The organism is Yoonia sp. R78084 (assembly GCF_044595625.1).
Taxonomy (GTDB): Bacteria; Pseudomonadota; Alphaproteobacteria; order Rhodobacterales; family Rhodobacteraceae; genus Yoonia.
On the sequence record NZ_CP138993.1, the window covers coordinates 1,289,935 to 1,306,444 of the forward strand.

The following is a 16,510-nucleotide window of genomic DNA, read 5'->3' on the forward strand; positions in this document are numbered from 1 at the left end:
CATGAATAAAATGTGTGCAGATCACCCTAGGGAGTGCCTAAGCTTTACGTCAATTATTGACGCCACGTCATTCATTGCGACGCGCCGTAGCGTCACATATCTGTGACAATCGGCTTGAGCCCAGGCTTTCGGAAGGGTGCGCGCCTAGGCCTTAGCAGGCCGCATCGCGCTGGTAATGTTGAGATAATTTGCCCCGAAAATGAGCGCGGCACCGACAAACACCCACACCTCCAGCGGTTCACTGTAAAGCACCATCCCGACGATCGCGATGGTGGGCAGGCGCACGAAATCAATTGGCATCACAATGCTTGCTGGCGCGATGCTCAGCGCTTTGGTCAGGCAGAAATGCGCCAAGAGCCCGGCACAACCGATCAGCACCACCCAAGGCAGTGCTGCCAGTGATGGCAGCGCGATATCGCCGTCATATCCCGCGCAGATCAGGCCAAAGACGGCCTGCATGGTTGTCAGATAGAAAAGGATTGTCGTAATCGTTTCGGTCTGGGTTAATTTACGGGTGAAGATCGCGGTCAGCGCAAAGAAGACGGCGCAACTGGCGGCGGCCATCAGTCCCCAGCTAAGGTTGGCGGGATCGGGGCGGGCGACGATCAGGATGCCAATGAATCCTATCAAGGCGCTCAGCAGGCCGATTGCAGTGACCCTTTCGCGCAAGATCAGCGGAGACAGAAGGATCACCCAGATCGGCGTGGTGAATTCCAGCGCAAAGACCTGTGCCAGCGGAATCACGGTGATGGCATAGAACCACAGGTTCTGGCCGGTAAAATGGAACAGGTTCCGTGTGGCATGCAGGCCAAGCCGGTTGCGCCCGATTTGTGATATGGTCCCTGTCGCAATGGCGACGCTGACAACAATCGCGATCCCTGTCAGGCTGCGGAACAGCATGATCTCGAACGTATCAAGCTCTGTGCTGACGGTACGTCCAGCGACAGCCATCAGAGTAAAGGATGATATGGCGCCAATCATCCAGAAGGCTGCTTTTGCGACGGTGTTCATGCCAGCAGTTGTGCCTTTGTTTTGTGATTTGGCAAGCCCTGTCGGATCGTGTTTGGTTGAGAACAGCAATAACGGGATTTGAAATGGTGAAATGGATCATTGCGGCGGTGTTTCTGGGGCAGGCGGCAGGTGCAGACCCTGTGGCGCAGGTCGAAGCCGCTGCAAATGCCGCGTTTGATCGCATGCCGGTGGTGCAGCAGGTTGATCAGATCGCTGGCCTTTGTGGTGCCGACGAGAGCGTCAATGCGGTTGTCGCCTATTGCACGTCGACAAATCGGATACTGCTGGCGCGTGATGCGATGGCCGCGCCCCAGACACCTTATATGCTGGCCCATGTCTATGGTCATGCGGTGCAGGTGCAGCACGGTGTTGCTGACTTTGCGCTGCGCCAGATCCGCCAACGCCGCACGGAAGAGGCGATGCTGCGCGGGTTGGTTACGCGGCAGGTGGAATGTATCGCGGGTTTTCTGCTGGCGCGGGCCGGTGTGCCGCCGTTTGACCTAGCGGTGGCGTTCGCGGAAGAGCCGTTCACTGACAGCCATTGGGGGCGTGATCCGTTGCGCGTTGGCCCCGAGGTGAGTATTGGCATGGCTGCACGCGCGGAATGGCTGGCGATTGGACAGCAGGGGGATCTGGCGGCCTGCGGGCCGGGCGAGTTTACTGCCGAATTGCTGCTTGACGCGCTCAACCTCTAGGCGCGGGTCGCAAAAACATTTCCATCCATATCTGCGGCATCGCTGATCCTGCGGCCATCCGGATGCCAAAGCGAAAAGCCGTGATCCACAAGGATATCGAAGATCTCATCATGGTTGCGCTGCACTTCGATCATCAGGCTGCGCACATGCTGCAGCACCTTTGCCGCCCCGACCAAGACAGCCAGTTCCGCACCCTCGGCGTCGATCTTGAGCACATCGGGCCAGACGTTGTGGGTTGCGGCATAGGCATCAAGTGTCGTCGTATTCACGCGCCTTTTGCGGAGTTTCAGATCGCCATGCTGTGCCGTGGCATTGCCGGTTTCCTTGGCGAATTGAGGATCAAGCGAATTCATAAAGCCGCCAAGGTTCTCTTCATAAAACAGCGCCTTCCCGATCTTGTCGCTGACCGCGACATTCACATGAACACATTGCGTGCAGCGTGCAATGTTGCGGCGCAGGAAATGCTGGTTCTGCTCACCCGGTTCGAACACATGGACCTGACCGCGGTGGCCGACCTTTTTGGCAAAAAACTGGGCAAAATAGCCGATATGCCCGCCAACCTCGAACACGATATCCCCGCGCTGGGTAAGTGCCGCCAGCCGCTGCATGGTGTCGCGTTCACGGTGACGACCGTAAAACCAATAGCCTTTGTGGGCATAGCTGCGCAGGTGGAATGGCAGACCGGAGAACGGATTTGTCATGGTCATCGCCCGGTCGCATTTGCGCAGTAGGGGCAACGCGAGCGATCGCAAAAGCCGGTTTGCAGCAATTCCTTCGCGGAATGGGCGGAAGGTCGGTCGGGTCAGAATGGGTTGCACGGGTCTAGCTCATCAAGTTGCGGTCGGGATGAGCTTTGTGCGGAAGACTTAATAGTTGGTTAATTGCAGGTAAGATACTCGCGCTGCACGATATGCATACAGAATTTTACCTGTGAGGAATGCATTTTAAGTAGCTGGTTTTATTATGATAAATGCAAAATCTTCAAGCTTTTGCCACGTTGTCCAGTTGCGCAAAAATAACGAAACAATCTTCACATTTAAATCCTACTGTTTCCACGTGAACCTACGTGCCTTTTCGCATCAGCGCCCGTGAGGGTGTTACTCCCACTCAATCGTCCCGGGAGGTTTGCTGGTGATGTCATAGGTCACGCGGTTGATCCCCTGCACCTCATTGATGATCCGCGTGGCGGTCTCACCAAGAAATTCGTGGCTGAACGGGTAATAATCCGCCGTCATGCCATCCACAGATGTCACCGCACGCAGCGCACAGGCAAAGTCATAGGTGCGCCCGTCGCCCATCACGCCCACTGTGCGGACCGGCAGGATCGCAACAAAGGCTTGCCAGATGTCATCATAAAGGCCGTGGCGGCGGATCTGGTCGATATAGACCGCATCGGCCTTGCGCAAAATCTCAAGCTTCTCGCGGGTGATTTCGCCGGGACAGCGGATGGCAAGGCCCGGGCCGGGGAAGGGGTGGCGTCCAATGAAGGATTTGGGCAGGCCCAGTTCGACACCCAGTGCGCGCACCTCGTCCTTGAACAGTTCGCGCAGCGGCTCGACCAGTTTCAGACCCATCTTTTCGGGCAGGCCGCCGACATTGTGGTGCGATTTGATCGTGACCGAGGGGCCGCCGGAAAAGCTCACGCTTTCAATGACATCGGGGTAGAGCGTGCCTTGGGCAAGGAACGCCGCGCCCTCAATGCCGTTGGCGTATTTCTGGAACACGTCGATGAACAGCCGCCCGATAATCTTGCGCTTGGTTTCTGGGTCGCTCACGCCGTCAAGTTCGCCCAGGAACAATTCGGATTCGTCGGCGTGAATAACATTAAGATTCATGTGATCGCGGAACATGCCCACGACCTCTTCGGCCTCGTTCAGGCGCAGAAGGCCGTGATCAACGAAAACACAGGTCAGCTGATCGCCGATGGCTTCGTGCAGCAGGGCGGCGGCAACCGAAGAATCAACACCGCCAGACAGCGCGCAGATCACATGGGCGTCGCCCACCTGCTCCTTGATGGCTTCGATGGCCTGTTCGCGGTAGGCGCCCATTGTCCAGTCACCGCTGAAGCCCGCGATGCGCACGAAGTTTTCATAGAGCTTCGCGCCGTTCGGTGTGTGGTGCACCTCGGGGTGGAATTGCACCGCATAGAAATTCCGCGCGACATCTGCTGTGATCGCAAAGGGCGCATTGGGCGAGGTGCCGTAAACCGAAAATCCGGGTGCAATTTCAGAGACATGATCGCCATGGCTCATCCAGACCTGTTCCTTGTCTGTCAGGAACCAGCCTTCAAGCAATGCCAGCTTGCCTTCCGGTTTGACATAGGCGCGGCCGAACTCGGCGGTGCCATGCCCGCTGGTCACTTTGCCGCCCAGTTGCGTCATCATCGTTTGCTGGCCGTAGCAGATGCCCAGCACAGGGACACCCATCGTGAACACCGATTGCGGGGCGCGGGGCGATCCTTCGCGCGTGACGCTATCTGGACCGCCTGAAAGGATCACCGCTTTGGGCGCGAACGCGGCCAAAAACGCGTCGGTGACGTTCTGATAGGGGTGAATTTCGCAATAGACGTTCAATTCACGCAGGCGACGCGCAATCAGCTGCGTGACCTGGCTGCCGAAATCAATGATGAGAAGGCGTTCGTGGGTGCTGTTTTCCATGGCGCTTCGGTAATGGCAGGGCCGGATTTGTGCAAGGGGTGCTGATGATTTTCGCGCGCCGCAAATGCCCGAAAATATGCTACGCTCTCCCCATTATTTTGAGGAGTTTGAAAGATGCAGATATTTGAGCACACATTGGCGCGTGTTGCCGTCTGGAACCTTGCGGGCTTTGGCGGCATAGATCAGGCGCGCATGAAACGGCAGGCCGAGGGGCTGGCTTTGCTGGATGCCGAGCTTGTGACCCTCGTTGAGGTCAATCCTGTCAGCTACATCAATGACCTCGCCGCCGAGATTGGCACCTATGGTTTGCACTACGATACCACGATCCTGCCGCAACCGGGGGGGCTGCATATTGGTTTTCTGCACAAAAAGGGCGTCGCGGTCAAAAATCCCCGACTGGTGCCAGGATCGGAAGGGGCCTACGCCAATGGCCGTCGCGCAATTGCGGTTGATGTCAAGATGGGCAAGTTTTCTGCGCATCTGCTTGGCGTGCATCTGAAATCGGGCCGCGACAGGCCGGAACAACAGCTGCGCGACACGCAATGTGTGGCGATTGGCGACTACCTGACGACCCTGCGCAATACCCCGGGTTATAAACGTAAAACGTTGTTGCTAATGGGTGATTTCAACATGATCCCCGGTCAGGACGTCAGCAATTTCCACCATTTGGGCGGTGACGACCTGATGGATTTCGTCTCAAGCTGGGATTTGCAGGATCGGTTCAGCCATATTCTGGATAAGGGCCGCGCGAACCTGCTGGATGGATTTGCCGTGTCGCGGACCTTTGCAGCAGATTATGTGCGCGGATCGTTGCGTTTGTTTCCAATGCATTGGACGATGGATATGGGGCGTGAGCGGTTCAAGGACGAAGTGTCGGACCACCTGCCGTTTGTGGCCAGTTTTCGGGTCTACTGATGACGCATGTCGTTTTCGCGCCTCAGGGGCCGCAAATTTGGTAAGTGCATTCCCCGCTGCGTTGTATGAAGCACCAACATCACAGCGACACCACGGGGAATGATCATGTCGGACGCACCAGCAACAGCAGGCAGACGCGCACGGGGCGGAGGCGGGGCTGCCCGTCGCGCCGAGCGGACGGCTGTGAGCATCGAAACGGCGAAATATATCGAACGTAACATCCCCAATTATGAGGTTCTGACCGAAGAGGCGCTGGACGTCATCGAAGCCAACGCCGAAACCGTTCTGGCGGAAATCGGGATAAACTTCGTGGACAACCCTGAAGGTCTGGCGCGCTGGAAAGCGGCTGGTGCCCAAGTCGACGGCGAACGCGTCCGCATTCCGCGTGGTCTGGCGCGCAAGCTTTGCGCGACGGCCCCGTCGGAATACACCCAGCACGCCCGCAACCCCGCACGTAATGTTGTGGTTGGCGGCAAGAACCTTGTGCTTGCACCGGTTTATGGTCCGCCATTCGTGCGCGATGTCGATGGCGGACGGCGTTATGCGACGATGGCGGACTTCGAGAAATTCGTGAAGCTGGCCTATATGTCGAAATGGCTACACCATTCCGGTGGGACCGTTTGTGAACCGACCGATGTGCCGGTGAACAAACGCCACCTCGATATGCTGCTGGCCCACATGATTTATAGCGACAAACCTTTCATGGGGTCGGTGACCGAACCCAGCCGCGCGCAAGACAGTATCGAAATGTGCGAGATTCTTTTTGGCAAAGAGTTTGTCCAAGAGAACACGGTCATGACGTCGCTGATCAACATCAACTCGCCCCTGACCTTCGACAGCATCATGATGGGCGCGCTCGAGGTCTTTGCCGCCAACAACCAAGCCTCGATCATCAGCCCGTTTATCGTTGGTGGCGCGATGGCACCTGTGTCCGTCGCAGGCACACTGACACAAGTCTTGGCCGAGGTCATGGCAGGGGTGGCCTATAGCCAGATCATCCGCCCCGGATCGCCGGTGATCATGGGGACATTTGTGACCTCGATCGACATGAACTCGGGCGCGCCGACATTCGGCACACCGGAGGCCAGCCATATCACCTATGGCGCGGGGCAACTGGCGCGGCGTCTGGGCCTGCCTTACCGCTCTGCAGGTGCCTTCTGCGGATCGAAGCTGCCAGATGCGCAGGCGGCCTATGAGAGCGCCAACAGCCTGAACATGGGCCTGCTGTCAGGCGTGAATTTCATGCTGCACAGCTGTGGTTGGCTCGAGGGCGGGCTTGTGGCCTCGTTCGAGAAATTCGTGATGGATGCGGATCAACTGGGCGTGTTGCACCATTTCGCGCGCGGCGTGGACATGTCCGAAAACGGGCAGGCCATGGGCGCGATTGCGGAAGTGGGGCCGGGCGGGCACTACCTTGGCTGCGAACACACGCAGGCCAATTTCAAATCAGCGTTCTGGCGGTCGGACCTGTTTGATTACAAGCCCTTCGAAACATGGGACGAAGAAGGCGCGCGCGATACACAAATTCTTGCCAAGGCGCGGGTTGCGAAGCTGCTGGATACCTATCAGCAGCCCCCCCTCGATCCCGAGATCGAAGCACGTCTGCGGGCCTATGTGGCCGAAAAGAAGGCCAGCATGCCGGATGCATTTACTTGAGATTAAGCCTTTTTAATTCAATAGCTTGGGGCGCAAAGCAGGGGTGATACGTTCACTCTTGCGCCCCAAACCCTGATTTTGAAGACAATCACACTGGTGCCCCTTCTTCGGGCGCGTTTCACCCTACTGCGGGACAGCAAACGTCAGGTTTGCCCAGAGCGTTTCCCAGACCGCACCGGATTGTTCCGCAAGGCGTTCACTGGGTGCGCGCAGCACAACTGCGTCAACCATGTAACTGTAGCCCGGGCGCACGGGGAAAGTGGCAATCCCGTTCTCATCGGTTTGGTAAAGCGAGATTGAAACCCGTGAATCAGCGGCTTTCTCAAAGACCTCTACCTGCGTGTTGGCGCGCAGGTCATTGCGGTAATAGACCTGCACCTGAAATCCCTCGCTCAGATCATCTGTGTAAGGATTTGTCAGGGCCACGATCTCGGTCTCCAGCCCAACGCGGCGATCCGCACCTTCGCTATTGCCGACCCCGAAAAGGGTCTTGGCATGACGGGAATAGACCTCCGTGAAATTCTCGAGCGGCAGGCCACGCGCCTCATGCTGGGACAGCACATCGCCAAAGTCCTTGTGATCCACGAAACGCTGGAATTTTTCCCAGTTCTCATAGTCCACAGTTGCATTGTTGGCCTGATAGGCCGCGATGTTCAGCCCCTCTGCCACAGGATCCTGCTGCAAGGCGGGAGTGTCACCGGTACGACCGCTCACGCGGGCAGAGCTGTCTGCGGCAAAAAGAACAAAATTAACAAAGCGCTGTGGAAGATAGGCCAGTTTAACGCCTGCAAACTCTTCCCCATTGACAATATTTGCCTCAAGACTACCGTCGGCCTCCACTTGATAGTCGGTTGGTTCAATCCAGAACTCGTGGGCCGCTGCAGGTACTGCAAATACAATGAAAGCGAAGGCAAGAATGCGCATGGATATTTCCCCTTTTACTCGCGTGAGGGTGGCCTTTCTGCGGTTGTTGTCAAGCGCTGTCCTCATTTGGTTCACGACACTGTCAACTGCGCAGGCCCATGAGGTGATCCCTGCGATCGCCGATATGCGCGCAGTCGATGGCGAGTTGCGTTTCGAAATCCGCGCGAACATCGAAAGCTTCATCGCCGGTGTAAACCTGTCCGAAACAGAGGACATAAATGAAAGCGACCGCGCCGAGATTTATGATAACTTGCGCGCGCTTCCGGCAGCCGAGCTTGCCGCGCAGTTCGAGGCCTTCTGGCCGCAGATGGCCCAAGGGATCACCCTGACGGCAGATGGCACGCCCTTGGTGCCGACCTTCAGATCAGTCGCGGTGGAACCGGTGGGCAATGTCGAGGTCGTGCGCTTTTCCGTCTTTGAATTCAGTGCCGCCCTGCCGGAAGGGGCGGAAACCGTGCAAATGGGGTGGGCGCCCGAATTTGGCGTACTGGTTTTGCGCCAAATGGATGTGCCTCTGCCTTACGACGGCTATTTGGCCGGTGGTGCGCTGTCGGATCAGATCTCGCTTGCGGGTGGCGGACAGACAACATGGTGGGTCACCTTTGCCAATTATATCCCTGTCGGGTTCGACCATATCGTTCCCAAGGGTCTTGATCACATCCTCTTTGTATTGGGCCTGTTCTTTCTGGCCGCACGGTTCCGACCGCTTTTGTTGCAGGTGTCGCTCTTTACGCTTGCGCACACGATCACACTGGCGGCGGCGGCCCTTGGCTATACAGATTTTGTTGATGATTTCACCCAGGGCACATTCGGTATTGCCTTTATTGATATCGTCGAGCCGCTGATTGCGCTGTCTATCGCCTATGTCGCCATTGAGAACATTTTCACCAAGGGCATTAGCCCATGGCGGCCTTTCGTGATCTTCATTTTCGGACTGTTGCACGGGCTTGGCTTTGCATCGGTGCTTGCCGAATTCGGTCTGCCCGAGGAAACCTTTGTTGCGGCCTTGATCGGCTTTAACGTGGGCGTCGAAGTGGGACAGCTTGCCGTGATCGCGGCGATGTTCTTTTTTGTCTGGCAGGCATTGCGCATTGATCGTGGCGCGAATGAAATCGGTCGCGGATTGGCGCTTTACGGCTTTCTTGCCGTGATCGGCGTACTTCTGATCGTCTTCGACAGTGCGCAGGTTCCTGCGGTGCTGGCATCTCCGCTTCTGATCCTCGATACGCCTGCGCTGCTTTTCGCTGTTACATTTGTCGCAATGGCGGTGCTTTGCAGTATCTCGATTGTGCTGCGTGACCGGATCGACGCCTACCGCCTTTTCGTCGCTGTTCCGGCCTCGGTCGTGATCGCCGCGATTGGCCTTTACTGGTTCATTGCGCGATCATACGGCACGCTCACGGGCATATAATGCGGGTCTGAATCGCATCTTGCCCTTAAAAACGCCCGCCGGAGGCATCCTAAGGCTTGCGCAGCGCATCTACCCCCGCTATAGCGCGCTCACTTAATCCCGCAGGCGGGGGCGGGTCCCATGGGGAGACATCCCAAAGGATCCACCGGTTGGCACAACGCTGATCCCCCGCTGAGGCTTGAAACCGGAAAAGGAAAACGACATGGCTCTTCCCGAGTTCTCCATGCGTCAGCTGCTTGAAGCAGGCGTACACTTTGGTCACCAGACCGCCCGCTGGAACCCTAAGATGGATCAGTATATCTACGGTTCGCGTAACGGCATCCACATCATGGACCTGACACAGACTGTTCCAATGCTGGACCAGGCGCTGCAAGTCATCCGTGACACTGTCGCCAAAGGCGGCCGCGTTCTGTTCGTTGGCACCAAGCGTCAGGCAGCCAAGCCGATCATGGAAGCCGCCGAGAAATCTGCGCAGTTCTACATGAACCACCGCTGGTTGGGTGGCACGTTGACAAACTGGCAGACAGTTTCGCAGTCCATCAACCGTCTAAAAGCGATCGACGAAGCTTCCGCAAACGGCTTTGCCGGTCTGACCAAGAAAGAGCGTCTTGGCATGGAGCGTGAGCAGGGCAAACTGCAGGCGTCGCTGGGCGGTATCCGCGAAATGGGCGGGGTGCCTGACCTTCTTTTCGTCATCGACGTGAACAAAGAAGATCTGGCCATCGCAGAAGCCAACAAGCTGGGCATCCCTGTTGTTGCTGTCGTTGACACCAACTGTTCGCCTGCTGGCGTTGACTATGTCATCCCCGGCAACGACGACGCGGCACGCGCCATCGCACTCTACACCGATCTGGCTGCCCGCGCGGCACTTGACGGTATGACCGCACAGATGGGCGCCGCAGGCGTTGATATGGGCGAGCTGGAAGAGCTGGTTGAGGAAGTGGTTGCTGAAGACGCAGCCGCCGAAGCCGCGACAGCCGAGTAAGCGTCATAAAACTGTAGGGCAGGGGCCTTATGTCCCGCCCGACCCCCTGAAATACCTCCAAAGGAGAAGAAACATGGCAATCACCGCTGCAATGGTGAAAGACCTGCGCGACAGCACAGGCGCAGGCATGATGGACGCCAAGAAGGCGCTGACCGAAACTGATGGCGACATGGAAGCCGCCGTCGATTGGCTGCGCACCAAAGGCCTTGCAAAAGCCGCCAAGAAATCCAGCCGTACCGCAGCAGAGGGCCTCGTGGCTGTTGCTGTATCCGGTGGCAAGGGTGTGGCTGTTGAAGTCAACTCCGAGACCGACTTTGTCGCGAAAAACGCTGACTTCCAGAAAATGGTTGCGGGCATCGCCGATGTGGCTCTTGGCACTTCTGACATTGACGCCCTGAAAGCGGCCGACATGGGCGGCAAGACTGTCGAGCAGACCGTGACAGACGCTGTTGCCGTGATCGGTGAAAATATGTCCGTGCGTCGTATGGCGACGCTGGAAGGTGGCTCCGTGGTCAACTATGTCCACAATGCAGCCGCACCCGGCATGGGCAGCATTGGCGTTCTGGTTGCTATGTCCGGCGACAACGAGACCTTTGGCCGTCAGGTTGCGATGCACATCGCCGCCGCAAACCCTGCGTCCCTGTCCGAAGCTGATCTTGATCCGGCAGTCGTCGAGAAAGAAAAGCAGGTCCAGATGGACATCGCCCGTGAAAGCGGCAAGCCTGAAGCGGTGATCGAAAAGATGATCGTGGGCCGGATGCAGAAATACATGGCCGAGGTCACATTGCTGAACCAGCAGTTTGTTGTGAACCCCGACCTGACCGTTGGTCAGGCCGCCAAAGAGGCCGGTGTGGACATCACAGGTTACATCCGTCTCGCCGTGGGTGAAGGCATCGAGAAAGCCGAAGAAGATTTCGCGGCCGAAGTTGCAAAGCTGAACGGCTGATCAAAGCGTCTTGCAAAACGAACACGGCCCGCGTTGGTATTCGCGGGCCGTTTCCCGTTGCGGGGATAAAAGCGCGACACCACGCTCGGAAGAAAGCAGGTGCCGCAACGAGAATACTCAGTTCAGTTTCGGGACGAAAAACTGAGTGCAATCGTTAAAGCGCTGACGCAAACAGGCAAACCTGCCACGCCAGCATCCGGTTACCCGGAACAAGGACGCAGAGCCATGCAATCACATGGTGATACGTCCTCATGTTCCCAGGCCTAAGGCCACCACTCACGGAACTTCGACACCTTGCCAGCTTACGTGAGGTCACGAAAGTAAGGTAAACCTGACTTCACAAAAAGTTTATAGCACAGTTGCACATCAGATTTTTGTCGTGTCTTCAGGCGATTTCGGGCTCCATCAGAAACATCTGATTGTAGAAAGCGGCCTTCAAGACAGCCTGAGCGGTGGTTTCGACGCCCAGCGTATCGCGTGCCAGTCGCAAATGTTTTTCAACAGTCGCAGGTGTCAGTTTCAGTAACTCTGCAATGTCTTGTGTGGTTTTGCCGTCGCCCACCCATTGCAACACCTCGCGCTGCCGCTTGGTCAGGTTGCGATCGCCAGAGTAAGGCAGGGTCAGCAGTTTAAGGTGCATGACGTTGTTCATGACGACAATCTCGTCACCGTGTTCGCCCCAAACCTGCTCAACTGCGTCCTGGTTCATGCCCGGCTTGGCAGTGAGCGCAATGGCACCCTTGGTGCGTTCAGAGACCGAACGAAAGCTGATCGTGTAACCGGCCGTCACGTTCATTGATTTGTTGAATTCCACCACCCGCAATTCACTCGGGGTGAGGTGATCAACACGCTCCATATCCAGCATCCAGCGCCAGCTGCAGGCGCCATTGTTCTCCAACGCCCACCGCAACATCGGGGCGTGGGCATAAAGCCCCTCGTGAATGAATACATCCATGTATTCTTCGCTTTGGGTTGAAAGCAGGACCCAGTCCTGCGGATCACCGAGACCTGTTGATGTCCGGTAACGGGTGAATCCATACATCAGCCTGTCGAAACCATAGGTGGCCATCTGGCGGGTGTGAATATCCCACAATTCCTCGACCGAGTGGGCATTCGTCAGCTTTGCGAGCTGCGCTACCAGTGCTGTCATTGGACCCGCCCGATGTAGGAGACAAGCGCATCCATCGCCAAAGGATAGCCGGCTGCGCCAAACCCGCAAATCTGCCCTACTGCAACGGGTGCGATATAGGATTTCTGGCGAAATGCCTCGCGGGCGTGGATGTTTGACAGGTGCAGTTCAACCACGGGCAACATGATGCTTGAAATCGCATCCATCAAAGCGACCGAGGTATGCGTGTAGGCGCCAGCATTCAGGATCACACCCGCATGAACACCGCGCGCGCCATGCAGCATATCAATCATTTCACCTTCATGGTTGGATTGCGCAAAAACAATCTGAACCCCTAGCGCCTTAGCCTTTTCGAGGCAAAGGGCTTCGATATCGGCAAGCGTCGTTGGCCCGTAGACTTCGGGCTGGCGCGTGCCAAGCAGGTTCAGGTTCGGTCCGTTTAGGATCAGAATAGAATGTGTCATCCGGTTTCATTACCAGCTTTAACTATTTGGCCCAACGGATTTTTCACCATAAGTTTTTTGCAGTTTCCGACAACACCCGAATATGCCATTCACAGTGGCGTGTTTCAGCCGCAAATTAAGGCCCAAGTGCGGTAGGTGCTCGCAAATGCTAGGCCCATGGCCCACGGAATGCTGAAAGGGAAGTTGTTGATACGTGAATTTCTGGAGCAGGTTTGCACCCCTTGTTCTTTTGTCTTGCAGGTCTTGCGGGAAGGAGCCCCGTTGTGACTGCAAATAGCCCCGCGCGCAGAGCTTTGCCTGAAGCATCTGTCGTCGATGACTTTCTGCGGCCCTACGCCACGGACACACCATTAATCCGGGTGGGTGAATTTGGTGACGGCGGCTATCTGGTACCGGACGATTTTCGCGGCATTGCTGCCTGTTATTCGCCGGGTGTGTCACAACAGGCTAGCTTTGAGATGGATGTCGCCAAACGTGGTATACCGTCGTTCATGGCGGATGCCTCGGTTGAAAACCCGCCGCTACAGGTGCCCGGCGCGCAGTTCGTTCCGAAATTTCTAGGTGACAAGGACGCGGGGGAGTTTATGACGCTCGCATCTTGGATTGCCGAGACCGACCCAGACCGGGCGGCTGATCTGCTTTTGCAGATGGATATTGAGGGCGCAGAATACGAGACACTCGGGGCCGCCCCCCGTGATCTGCTGCGCCGCTTTCGGATCATCGTGATCGAGCTTCACCATTTGCCCTCAATACTGACCAAACCGAAATTTCTGAAACGGGCGCTGTCAGCGATCAATAAGTTGCACGACGACTTTGTGACTGTTCATCTTCACCCCAACAACGTTTCGGGAACCGTGGAGATTGAGGGCGAAATGATCCCGCGCGTGGTCGAGGTGACGCTGCTCCGGCGTGATCGCGCACAGGGGTTACGGCCGGTAGTCTCCTTGCCGCATCCGTTGGATGTCCGTCACAACCTGCGCAAACCTGCTTTGGTCTTGCCTGATCGGTGGATCGGTTTCCCAAAAGCAACGCAAGAAATTTAAGGTATTTGAGGATGCAACGGCCAGAACTCACTTTTTCCCCAGAGGTCAGCGACTGGGTGCGTGAAACATATCACGCGTCAGATGTCATCTTGGAATACGGCAGCGGCGGATCGACTGTTCTTGCCTCTGAAATGTCGGGAAAAACCATCTTCTCCGTCGAGAATGACAAAGAATGGGCGGATCAGCTCCGCAGTTATCTTGATCAGGCGAATGGTGCGTCCAAAGTGCATTTGCATCATGTGTTTACAGGCAAAGTCGGGAAATGGGGCCGCCCTGTTGGTACCGAAGGGCACCGCTACTATCACGATTATCCGCTTGGCATATGGGGACATCCTGATTTCAAGGCACCCGACTGCGTGCTGATCGACGGACGCTTTCGTGAGGCATGTTTTTATGCGGTCATGCTAAGCTGTACCAAAAAGACCGTTGTACTCTTCGATGATTATACTGACCGCGTGCGCTATCATCGCGTAGAGCATTTCTTTCAACCTGTAGAAATACGGGGCCGCATGGCAAAATTTGTGCTCGATGAGACGGCTTTGCCGCGCAAGGATATGGCGCGCATCATTGGCGCCTTTGCTAACCCGTTCTGAGCGGTCTGGAGGGCCGGTCCCGATCGTCGCCTTACACTGTCAAAGCATCAGATCAGAATAGCGTCCGGATCATTCTCAAGTCCGTGCTTGAGAATGAGGCGACCGACAAAGCTGTCGCGCCGGATTTGATAGTTCCGCCGTGCAAGGTTCGTCCGGAAAACCGACGAAAAGAAATGGATCGAGGTCTTGGATTGCCAGTCATGGACGTCAAGCTGCCCCTTATCCTCGGCAAACCATTGCAGACGTGTCGAAAACGGCAGCGCATAATATTCAGGTTCCGGCAAGGTCAGGTCGATTTCCCCGCTTTGTGTCAGGAAGTAATGCGCCGCAAGTGGCCCGATCACGCCCAGAGGTAGCGTCGAAAATGTTGCTCTGCTGCCATAGAGCTTGGTGTATTGGGTCTTCAACTGGGGATCCCACCATGGCGGGACGCATGGCGTCTCGCGGACGAAAGCAAGCCAATTCAGCAAAGCAGGGCTGTCTTTGGGCAGGCTGATAACGCCATTGCGCAGCCTCCCGCGTCCATTGCGGCGTCCGCACAGAAGATACCCGTCCTTCGCGCGGAAGGGTTTGACCGCATAGGCATCACAGTCCACCCAGATTTCGTCAGTTTGATGCAACAGGTTCAGGCGGAATACGTCGGCATGGACTGCGGGAGAATGATTGACCGGATCACGGTAAATGCGGCCCGTGCTATCCAACGGCATGATCATCGCTGCATCGCGCCATTCGATATAGTCGGGCGTTTCGTCCAATGGCTCATAGGTATATAGAATGGGGGTCTGACCCACGTCCGCAAACGACTTAAGGCAGAGCTTCTCAAGAATGGACAGCCGCTTGCCTATCCATAAACTCGCTACACGGTCCGGCACGGTTTCAACGGCGGGCGTCATGCCAAGCCTGCCTTCCTGATTGCGTCGCTTCCACGATCTGATCCCCCGCACGCAGACCGGCGGGGCAGTTCAGTTTCACACATTTGATATGACCTTCTGACGTCGCGATGTAAGCACTCGCAGCCTTCCCGTTTCACACATCGCACCTTCATTGTAACGTCTCTCCGGGTGTCAGTGCGGCCATCAGTTCGCTGAAGTCCGGTCGCGTTTGCAATTCCCTGATCAAGGCACGGTGATTTTCACAACATGCATCATGCAGGGTGCGCAGTTCGCTATCCGCAAGCAGCTCTTTATAGATCGCGGCTTTGCGCGGGCGGATTGCGTCGATTGTGCGATCCTCGATCCGGTTGTGGTTCATCATTTGCCAGTATTCGAGGCCCATCGCCTCACCACTGTGATGGGCGCGGCCGCGGGCCTTTTTGACCAGATAGGATTCGCATGACTTCACGGCATAATGGTTGATTTGTACCAGATCATAGCCGAGTGAATCCGGGCCCGACCGCCAACTGCCTTGCATGTATCTCTCCGGCATGGGCTGGCCCGACCCGTTGTACCATTGTGTTTCGGCAAAACGCGCGACCGCGGGGCGTTTGGGGCGATGCACCCCGATATGCCCCCAGAGACTTTGCTGGAACATGGTTTTGAACCCCCATGCCTGCGGCGGTCGCGGTGTATGATCGGCGGCGGCAGAGCGGAATTGATCTGTCAGGAACTTGTCTTTGTAATTGACCACGCCCGCATTGCCGAAAAGGCGCCATGTCATCGAGAGGGTGCGCGCATCGGGGACAGCACGGGTCAGGGCCTGCAGTGTATGATCGCCTGTTTTGATGTTGATATATTCGTCCGCATCAATCGGGATCACCCAGTCTTCGGGGCCCGCAAGCTCCATCTTCATAAAGCGTCGGAAGGCGCGCCGCTGGGGCGCGGGTTTGCCACCGCGCGTATTGTCGAAATGGCGCACCTTGCCCATTGCATCAAGCCGGTCGAGCAGCGCATCAGAGCCGTCAGAGCAATCATTTGAAAAAACGGCAATTTCATCGACACCTATCGCCAGATTATGCGCAACCCATTCAACGATAAATGGCCCTTCATTCTTCATCGGGGTCGCGATGACAAAGCGTGTCATGTCTGTGTCCTTATCCAAAACGGCACGCGTGACACTGTGCCGTTCGTCCTCACCGCGGTTGG

General features: G+C 56.6%; 16 protein-coding genes. 8 read left to right on the forward strand and 8 right to left on the reverse strand.

The genetic code is table 11. The features are described from left to right. Nucleotides 1-144: 144 nt before the first annotated feature. On the reverse strand, nucleotides 145-1,011 hold the full coding sequence (locus tag SJY29_RS06700; protein WP_400088092.1) for a DMT family transporter: 867 nt from the start codon (nucleotides 1,009-1,011) through the stop codon (nucleotides 145-147). 83 nt (nucleotides 1,012-1,094) lie between these two features. Here SJY29_RS06700 and SJY29_RS06705 point away from each other — a divergent pair, with 83 nt between their 5' ends. Continuing rightward, complete coding sequence (locus SJY29_RS06705; protein WP_400088094.1) at nucleotides 1,095-1,706, forward strand: hypothetical protein; 612 nt, start codon at nucleotides 1,095-1,097, stop codon at nucleotides 1,704-1,706. Here the strand turns inward: SJY29_RS06705 and SJY29_RS06710 are convergent. Then, nucleotides 1,703-2,407: an FkbM family methyltransferase gene (locus SJY29_RS06710; protein ID WP_400088096.1), complete on the reverse strand. Its 705-nt coding sequence runs from the start codon at nucleotides 2,405-2,407 to the stop codon at nucleotides 1,703-1,705. The two genes, SJY29_RS06705 and SJY29_RS06710, sit on opposite strands and share 4 nt — an antisense overlap. Before the next feature lie 396 nt (nucleotides 2,408-2,803). Then, entirely contained in the window at nucleotides 2,804-4,363 is a 1,560-nt protein-coding gene (gene guaA, locus SJY29_RS06715) for a glutamine-hydrolyzing GMP synthase (protein WP_110278725.1), read from the reverse strand. 114 nt (nucleotides 4,364-4,477) lie between these two features. Here guaA and SJY29_RS06720 point away from each other — a divergent pair, with 114 nt between their 5' ends. Both SJY29_RS06720 and SJY29_RS06725 read left to right on the forward strand, forming a co-directional pair. Next, nucleotides 4,478-5,278: a GMP synthase gene (locus SJY29_RS06720; RefSeq protein ID WP_110278726.1), complete on the forward strand. Its 801-nt coding sequence runs from the start codon at nucleotides 4,478-4,480 to the stop codon at nucleotides 5,276-5,278. 105 nt (nucleotides 5,279-5,383) lie between these two features. Further along, nucleotides 5,384-6,934, forward strand: coding sequence for a trimethylamine methyltransferase family protein (locus SJY29_RS06725; protein ID WP_110279426.1), 1,551 nt, complete (start codon nucleotides 5,384-5,386; stop codon nucleotides 6,932-6,934). Nucleotides 6,935-7,057: 123 nt separating this feature from the next. Here SJY29_RS06725 and SJY29_RS06730 read toward each other — a convergent pair whose 3' ends face one another. Beyond that, nucleotides 7,058-7,858, reverse strand: a complete 801-nt coding sequence (locus tag SJY29_RS06730; RefSeq protein ID WP_400088099.1) for a DUF4198 domain-containing protein — start codon at nucleotides 7,856-7,858, stop codon at nucleotides 7,058-7,060. A 103-nt stretch (nucleotides 7,859-7,961) separates the two neighbouring features. On the opposite strand from SJY29_RS06730, the gene SJY29_RS06735 reads away from it, so the two are divergent. From SJY29_RS06735 to tsf, 3 genes are all read left to right on the forward strand, one after another. Further along, a complete protein-coding gene (locus tag SJY29_RS06735; RefSeq protein WP_400088101.1) occupies nucleotides 7,962-9,269 on the forward strand; it encodes a HupE/UreJ family protein in 1,308 nt (435 codons plus the stop codon). Between the two features lie 202 nt (nucleotides 9,270-9,471). Further along, nucleotides 9,472-10,254, forward strand: a complete 783-nt coding sequence (rpsB, locus tag SJY29_RS06740) for a 30S ribosomal protein S2 (protein WP_400088103.1) — start codon at nucleotides 9,472-9,474, stop codon at nucleotides 10,252-10,254. A gap of 73 nt (nucleotides 10,255-10,327) precedes the next feature. Next, nucleotides 10,328-11,200 carry a translation elongation factor Ts gene (gene tsf / locus SJY29_RS06745; protein ID WP_110278788.1) on the forward strand — a complete coding sequence of 291 codons (873 nt, stop codon included), beginning with the start codon at nucleotides 10,328-10,330 and terminating at the stop codon, nucleotides 11,198-11,200. A gap of 385 nt (nucleotides 11,201-11,585) precedes the next feature. On the opposite strand, the gene SJY29_RS06750 is transcribed toward tsf, so the two are convergent. Both SJY29_RS06750 and aroQ read right to left on the reverse strand, forming a co-directional pair. Then, nucleotides 11,586-12,350 carry an autoinducer binding domain-containing protein gene (locus tag SJY29_RS06750; protein ID WP_400088105.1) on the reverse strand — a complete coding sequence of 255 codons (765 nt, stop codon included), beginning with the start codon at nucleotides 12,348-12,350 and terminating at the stop codon, nucleotides 11,586-11,588. After that, nucleotides 12,347-12,793 carry a type II 3-dehydroquinate dehydratase gene (gene aroQ / locus SJY29_RS06755; protein ID WP_400088107.1) on the reverse strand — a complete coding sequence of 149 codons (447 nt, stop codon included), beginning with the start codon at nucleotides 12,791-12,793 and terminating at the stop codon, nucleotides 12,347-12,349. The genes SJY29_RS06750 and aroQ overlap by 4 nt, the downstream gene beginning before the upstream one ends. Before the next feature lie 263 nt (nucleotides 12,794-13,056). Here aroQ and SJY29_RS06760 point away from each other — a divergent pair, with 263 nt between their 5' ends. Beyond that, entirely contained in the window at nucleotides 13,057-13,836 is a 780-nt protein-coding gene (locus SJY29_RS06760; protein ID WP_400088109.1) for an FkbM family methyltransferase, read from the forward strand. Between the two features lie 89 nt (nucleotides 13,837-13,925). Further along, on the forward strand, nucleotides 13,926-14,429 hold the full coding sequence (locus SJY29_RS06765; RefSeq protein ID WP_400088111.1) for a hypothetical protein: 504 nt from the start codon (nucleotides 13,926-13,928) through the stop codon (nucleotides 14,427-14,429). 47 nt (nucleotides 14,430-14,476) lie between these two features. Here the strand turns inward: SJY29_RS06765 and SJY29_RS06770 are convergent, their stop codons facing one another. Together SJY29_RS06770 and SJY29_RS06775 are read right to left on the reverse strand one after the other, a co-directional pair. Further along, complete coding sequence (locus tag SJY29_RS06770) at nucleotides 14,477-15,322, reverse strand: hypothetical protein (protein ID WP_400088113.1); 846 nt, start codon at nucleotides 15,320-15,322, stop codon at nucleotides 14,477-14,479. 148 nt (nucleotides 15,323-15,470) lie between these two features. Beyond that, complete coding sequence (locus SJY29_RS06775) at nucleotides 15,471-16,448, reverse strand: glycosyltransferase family 2 protein (RefSeq protein WP_400088115.1); 978 nt, start codon at nucleotides 16,446-16,448, stop codon at nucleotides 15,471-15,473. Nucleotides 16,449-16,510 lie beyond the last annotated feature (62 nt).

Excerpts from the sequence above, each read along its gene's own strand:
- SJY29_RS06700 (WP_400088092.1), bottom strand. The coding sequence starts at position 1,011 with ATGAACACCGTCGCAAAAGCAGCCTTCTGGATGATTGGCGCCATATCA.
- SJY29_RS06705 (WP_400088094.1), top strand. The coding sequence starts at position 1,095 with ATGGTGAAATGGATCATTGCGGCGGTGTTTCTGGGGCAGGCGGCAGGT.
- SJY29_RS06710 (WP_400088096.1), bottom strand. The coding sequence starts at position 2,407 with ATGACAAATCCGTTCTCCGGTCTGCCATTCCACCTGCGCAGCTATGCC.
- guaA (WP_110278725.1), bottom strand. The coding sequence starts at position 4,363 with ATGGAAAACAGCACCCACGAACGCCTTCTCATCATTGATTTCGGCAGC.
- SJY29_RS06720 (WP_110278726.1), top strand. The coding sequence starts at position 4,478 with ATGCAGATATTTGAGCACACATTGGCGCGTGTTGCCGTCTGGAACCTT.
- SJY29_RS06725 (WP_110279426.1), top strand. The coding sequence starts at position 5,384 with ATGTCGGACGCACCAGCAACAGCAGGCAGACGCGCACGGGGCGGAGGC.
- SJY29_RS06730 (WP_400088099.1), bottom strand. The coding sequence starts at position 7,858 with ATGCGCATTCTTGCCTTCGCTTTCATTGTATTTGCAGTACCTGCAGCG.
- rpsB (WP_400088103.1), top strand. The coding sequence starts at position 9,472 with ATGGCTCTTCCCGAGTTCTCCATGCGTCAGCTGCTTGAAGCAGGCGTA.
- tsf (WP_110278788.1), top strand. The coding sequence starts at position 10,328 with ATGGCAATCACCGCTGCAATGGTGAAAGACCTGCGCGACAGCACAGGC.
- SJY29_RS06750 (WP_400088105.1), bottom strand. The coding sequence starts at position 12,350 with ATGACAGCACTGGTAGCGCAGCTCGCAAAGCTGACGAATGCCCACTCG.
- aroQ (WP_400088107.1), bottom strand. The coding sequence starts at position 12,793 with ATGACACATTCTATTCTGATCCTAAACGGACCGAACCTGAACCTGCTT.
- SJY29_RS06770 (WP_400088113.1), bottom strand. The coding sequence starts at position 15,322 with ATGACGCCCGCCGTTGAAACCGTGCCGGACCGTGTAGCGAGTTTATGG.
- SJY29_RS06775 (WP_400088115.1), bottom strand. The coding sequence starts at position 16,448 with ATGACACGCTTTGTCATCGCGACCCCGATGAAGAATGAAGGGCCATTT.